This is a genomic window from Flavobacterium sp. UBA4854 (assembly GCF_002399805.1).
Lineage (GTDB): Bacteria > Bacteroidota > Bacteroidia > Flavobacteriales > Flavobacteriaceae > Flavobacterium > Flavobacterium ginsengisoli.
This window is the reverse complement of sequence record NZ_DHEI01000069.1, coordinates 2,215-7,647: the sequence shown is the minus strand read 5'-3', so window position 1 is coordinate 7,647 and position 5,433 is coordinate 2,215. Positions and strand designations below refer to the sequence as shown.

3 protein-coding genes and 1 pseudogene are annotated in these 5,433 nt (G+C 32.3%); 3 read left to right on the top strand and 1 reads right to left on the bottom strand.

What is annotated here, in order from left to right; all coding sequences use genetic code 11:
* Both B3J44_RS09770 and B3J44_RS09765 read left to right on the top strand, forming a co-directional pair.
* Nucleotides 1–255 (top strand): annotated as a pseudogene (locus B3J44_RS09770) (ABC transporter ATP-binding protein); the annotation flags it as partial.
* A 133-nt stretch (nt 256–388) separates the two neighbouring features.
* Complete coding sequence (locus B3J44_RS09765) at nt 389–2,818, top strand: ABC transporter permease (RefSeq protein WP_286968185.1); 2,430 nt, start codon at nt 389–391, stop codon at nt 2,816–2,818.
* 65 nt (nt 2,819–2,883) lie between these two features.
* Here B3J44_RS09765 and B3J44_RS09760 read toward each other — a convergent pair whose 3' ends face one another.
* Entirely contained in the window at nt 2,884–4,485 is a 1,602-nt protein-coding gene (locus B3J44_RS09760) for a L,D-transpeptidase family protein (protein ID WP_286968184.1), read from the bottom strand.
* A gap of 418 nt (nt 4,486–4,903) precedes the next feature.
* Between B3J44_RS09760 and B3J44_RS09755 the strand changes: the two genes are divergently transcribed.
* The coding region (locus tag B3J44_RS09755) for a P-loop NTPase (RefSeq protein WP_286968183.1) at nt 4,904–5,433 on the top strand (530 nt) is incomplete at its 3' end.

The following is a 5,433-nucleotide window of genomic DNA, read 5'->3' as shown; positions in this document are numbered from 1 at the left end:
GTTGCAAGAGCTTTGGTAAATGACCCTAAAATTATTTTGGCCGATGAGCCAACAGGAAACTTAGACAGTAAAAACGGTAATGAAGTAATGGAACTTTTAACCGATTTACATGCTAAAGGCGCTACTATTTTGATGGTTACCCACTCTGATTATGATGCTTCTTTTTCGCAAAGAACTATTCACATGAAAGACGGAGTTATATTTTCTGAAAAGTTAAATCAACGTAATGTTGATGTTTTTATGGACGCTAAATAATAAAGTGATGATTAAAATTATTGTTACTGCACTTGTAGTTTTGGTAGAACTGGTGTGCAAAATATTTACTATGATTTAAAAACCGAAAGGTTTGCCAAAAACAACCATATCAACTATAAAAATATACCTCAAAATGATTTTTAACTGGTTTAAAATATTTATATATCATTTAAAACAAAGCAAACTGTTTTCGTTTTTAAATGTTCTAGGATTAAGTATCGGAATTGCTTCTGTTATTTTTGCGATTTTATATTGGAACAATGAAAATGCATACGATCAATGGAATCCTGAAAAAGAGAACGCTTATCTTGTTCTAAACAAAATTGGCTCAGGAGATATTTGGGCAACTAGTTCGATCCCGTTTGGAGAAACCTGCAAAGCTACAATTCCCGAAATTGACAAAGTTTGCTTTCTATACAATTGGTACGAAGATGGCGTTGTTAAATTTCAAAATCTAAAAATATTAGATAAAAAAGTTATTCGTACAGACGAAAACTTTTTTGATTTTTTCCCTTTTGAAATTATCAAAGGAAATAAACAGAACATTTTAAAAGAAAAAAATAGTGTTGCTGTATCTGAAGATCAGGCAAAATTGCTCTTCAAAAACGATGATCCAATTGGCAAATCAATTACGTATGGAAATGGCGATTACATCGTAAAAGCGGTTTATCGTGTAACTAAACCTTCTTCTATAGAACCAAATTATGTTTTTAACGGGGTTAAACGTGACGGTGATAAAGATCAATGGGGGAATTTTAATTATGCTTTAATGGTCAAAGCTAAAAAAGGAACCAATCCTTCTGCTCTTATAAAGAAAATGCAAAATGTAATTTTTATCAACAGAACAGTAAAAGATGCAAAAGCCAGCGGCCAGACTGTAGAACAATATCTAAAAGAAAACGGACAGGTCGAAGTGATGCTTGATCAATTGAAAACCTCTCGTTTGTATGGCACAAAAAGTTCAGGAGGACAAAATTTTCCCGAAGGGCAAGGCAATTTAAAATTGCTTTATATTATGGGCGGTTTATCTGTTCTAATATTATTTTTATCGATGGTAAACTATATCAATCTAGCAACTGCATCGGCCATTAAACGCGCCAAAGAAGTTGGTGTTCGCAAGATTGTTGGCGCAACCAAAAAGCAGATTGTTGCTCAGTTTATTTTTGAAACTTCTATAATAGTAATGCTTGCTATTGTTTTTGCACTTGCTATTGTTGAGCTTTCGTTACCTTATTACAATACTTTCTTGAGAAAGACTTTGACTATGAATGGCGGCGAATTTTACCTGCAGCTTATTTTTATATTTGGATTAGTAATTGTTCTTGCGGGTATTTTCCCTGCTGTTTATATCTCAAATTTTGAAACATTAAAGGTTTTAAAAGGTAATTTCTCAAGAAGTAAAAGTGGTATCTGGATTCGAAACTCAATGCTTATTTTTCAGTTCGGAATTGCAGCTTTCTTTATCATTGGAGCATTGATTGTTAATTCGCAGGTTGATTACATGATGAATAAAGATCTAGGCTTCAACGGTGACCAAGTACTTTCTATTACGTACAATACAAAAGAGCGGTTAAGCAGAACAGATAAATATTTAGCACAGAAACAAGAAATTAAAAAAATCCCAGGAGTTGTAGATGTTACTACATTTGCCGGCACTTTTGGAGGCAATTCTGGATCAAGTTCAGGATTTAAGCATAATGGAATTTTTGTACAGCCAAAAAACATCGAAATGGATTTTGGATTTCTTGAAATGATGAAAATCAAAATCACCGAAGGACGCGATTTATCTCCTCAATTTGCATCAGACACGGTAAGTGGCATGCTTGTAAACGAAACGCTTGCTAAAGAACTAAATCTTAAGAATCCAGTGAACACTATGATAACATCGGGCTGGAGTATTGGCAGCGATGATAACTTAAAGTTTAGAGTTGTTGGAGTTGTAAAAGACTTTAATTTAATCGATTTGCAGAATAAGGTTCCGCCAATGGTTTTTATTAGTTTAAAAACGTTAAAATGGAATAATTTCAATAGAGTGCTTGTAAAGGTTTCTCCAAATAATTTAACAGAAACGTTAGAAAAATTGAAATTATATTGGGAGAAAAACGTAAACCCAGACTATCCATTTGATTACGAATTTGTTAACAAAGGATTTGCAAAAACTTATGAAGAGCAAGTCAAGCAAAAAAACCTTTTTTTCATCCTAAATTTGGTCGTAATCGTAATTGCCATATTTGGATTGTTTGCTTTGGCATCATTTTCGATGGAGAGAAGATTGAAAGAAATCGCCATTCGAAAAACATTAGGAGCTGAAACAGATATTCTCCTAAAAGAATTGTCGAAACAATATATTGTTTACTGTTTTATAGGATTTGCAATCGGGATTGTTCCTGCTTATATATTATTACAGAAATGGCTGGAAGATTTCGCTTTTAGAATTGGAATATCGACTATTCCTTTCATAATTGCCTTGATTTCTCTTTTGTTCTTAACCTTATTTATTGTTTTAACAAAAGCATTTCAGGTAACCAAGATCGATATATTAAAATATTTAAAATACGAATAAGCTTGTAGACCATTTTTTTTAAAGAAGCCCGACAGATTTTTTTTAAATCCGCCGGGCTTCTATTTTTAATCTTTCATCGTTACAGCATCGTTATAGATCAGTTTGTCTAGACTTTGGTCTCGATCGTATACATCTGGAAAAAAATTGACTTCTCCGTTATCCTGAACCCAACACGTAAAATATCCTATGTAAACTGGAATTTTGCGTTTAAGCATACAAGTTGTTTCTTTTTCTCCACTCATAGCGCTTTCAATTTTATCTACCGGCCAGTCTGGATCGTCTTTTAAAATATGCAATGCAAGCTGTTTGGCTTCTTTCACATTTATACAACCGTGGCTGAAAGTACGTTTTTCAAATTCGAACAAACTTTTTGCAGGCGTGTCGTGCATGTAAATATCGTTCGGATTCGGAAACATAAATTTTACTAATCCTAGAGAATTCTTTGGTCCCGGTTTTTGTCGCACTTTCCCTCCATTCCATTCCATATTATGTTCTGCGAGATAGTTTTTATCACTTGCCATCTGGAGTTTTAATTCATTTTGAATAATACTCGTTGGCACATACCAATAAGGACTAAAAACAATCCGATCCATATTGCCACTAAAAATTACAGTCTCACTAAGCCTGTTACCAACAAAAATATCCGAAACAAGATCGTATTTTCCGTCCTTAACATAGAATAATCTAAATGAAGGGATATTTACCATGACATATTCTTCAGCTTTTGCCAATTTGGTCGGAATCCATCTGCATCTTTCCATATTCAGCATAATGGTCCTGATTCTTTTACTAATCGGCTCATTCATCTGATTGATAATATCTCTTGTTAGGGCATAATTTATTTTTAGATTATATCTTTTTTTATAATTTAAAACTCCCGCCATCAATTCTTCATCATAAATATCACTTCCAGAATCTTGTTTTAAATCTCCAACTACAAATAAGCGATTTCTAATTTGTTTTATAGCAATAGCTGTATCGTCTGGTCTTAAGTCTTTAAAATTGAGACTATCAATTGTAATTTTCTTCCAAAGATTATCGGTTTCTATTTTACGGTATTTTTTAAGTGCATCTTTCAATTTGTAATATTGGCTGAATAACAGATTATCATCTTCATTTAATCGATCTGTATCTACCATTAATGAATCTAGAATGTGAGTATACGAAATAGATTTTGCAGGCAAGTACCATCCTATTTTTTTCAAAGTCGCAGGATCTACTCCAGAATACACGTTGCTGGCATAAAATACATACATGCTTGTAAGCAGTAATTCGGTATCAAGCTGTGGTGGTTTGTTTGAAGAACTTTCATTAAAAGCCTCATCAATTTGCTCTTTGTAAGGCATTTTCTCTTCAATACCTTGATCTTTCAGAACATTTACTTTCTGGTACAATAAGGATCCAAATTCGGTGATACTTTTATCATCATACCAAATAGATTTATAGTCTTTGGCTTTGTAAATACCCTCGACATCTTTCTGATATTTTTTAAGCTTAGGATATTTTTTAAAAAAAGCATTGATTGAAGCGGCATCGAGAGTAATGACCGAAACAGCTTTTCGATTTGTTAAATCAGTATTGTTTTTGGCACTGTTGGATAATGAATTGAATGAAAATGCAAAAAAACCGACTGTAACAATAATTAAAGAAAAAGTAAAATTTCGCATATTTTTAAAGTTTTAAATTAGTGGAAATAACTTTAAAAAAAATACCGAAAACCCAATAAACACTCTAAAAAAATCTTAGTTTTCACATATTTTTTTCATCTCTTGCAATCATCGATTTGGGCTATCAAATATAACGAAGTTTTGTGAGAATTTTATTTAATTGAAAGAAAACTTACATAAAAAAATATTCATTTAAATAGAAAAACTTTCTCAAAGCATCAGAACACTAATCATTCTTAATTATGATTTTCAATAAAAAATACTTTTGAATAATTTTGAATAATCTCAATATCAATAATTACAATTCAAAAACGCTTAATTTCCGAACTTAATCTGTTATCTTTGCACCCTGAAATCAGTTTAAATAAATATAATCTTATAAGACTGTTTTTAGAGAATAAAAAAATAGCCCATTACAATGAAACTAGATAGAAAAGAAATTCTAAAAGCTTTAGAGACAATCACTATTGCTGGAGAAGGAAAAAATATGGTTGAAAGCGGTGCCGTAACCAATGTTATAACATTTGGAGATGAAGCTGTTGTAGACCTTGTATTGCATACACCTGCTATGCACATCAAAAAAAGAGCAGAAGATGATATTAGAAAAACAATTCATGATTTAATATCTCCTGATGCTAAAGTAAAAGTAAACATTAAAGTAGAAACTCCAGAGAAACCTGAAATTAAAGGTCGTGCAATTCCTGGAATTAAAAATATTATCGCTGTTGCTTCTGGTAAAGGAGGAGTAGGAAAATCTACTGTGACTGCAAACTTGGCTGTTACACTTGCAAAAATGGGCTTTAAAGTTGGGGTTTTAGATGCTGATATTTACGGACCTTCTATGCCTATTATGTTTGACGTTGAGAACGAGAAACCTGTTTCTGTAACCGTTGACGGAAAATCAAAAATGAAGCCTATTGAGAGCTATGAAATCAAAATGCTTTCAAT

Coding starts and splice junctions, on each gene's coding strand:
- B3J44_RS09765 (WP_286968185.1), top strand. CDS start 389: ATGATTTTTAACTGGTTTAAAATATTTATATATCATTTAAAACAAAGC.
- B3J44_RS09760 (WP_286968184.1), bottom strand. CDS start 4,485: ATGCGAAATTTTACTTTTTCTTTAATTATTGTTACAGTCGGTTTTTTT.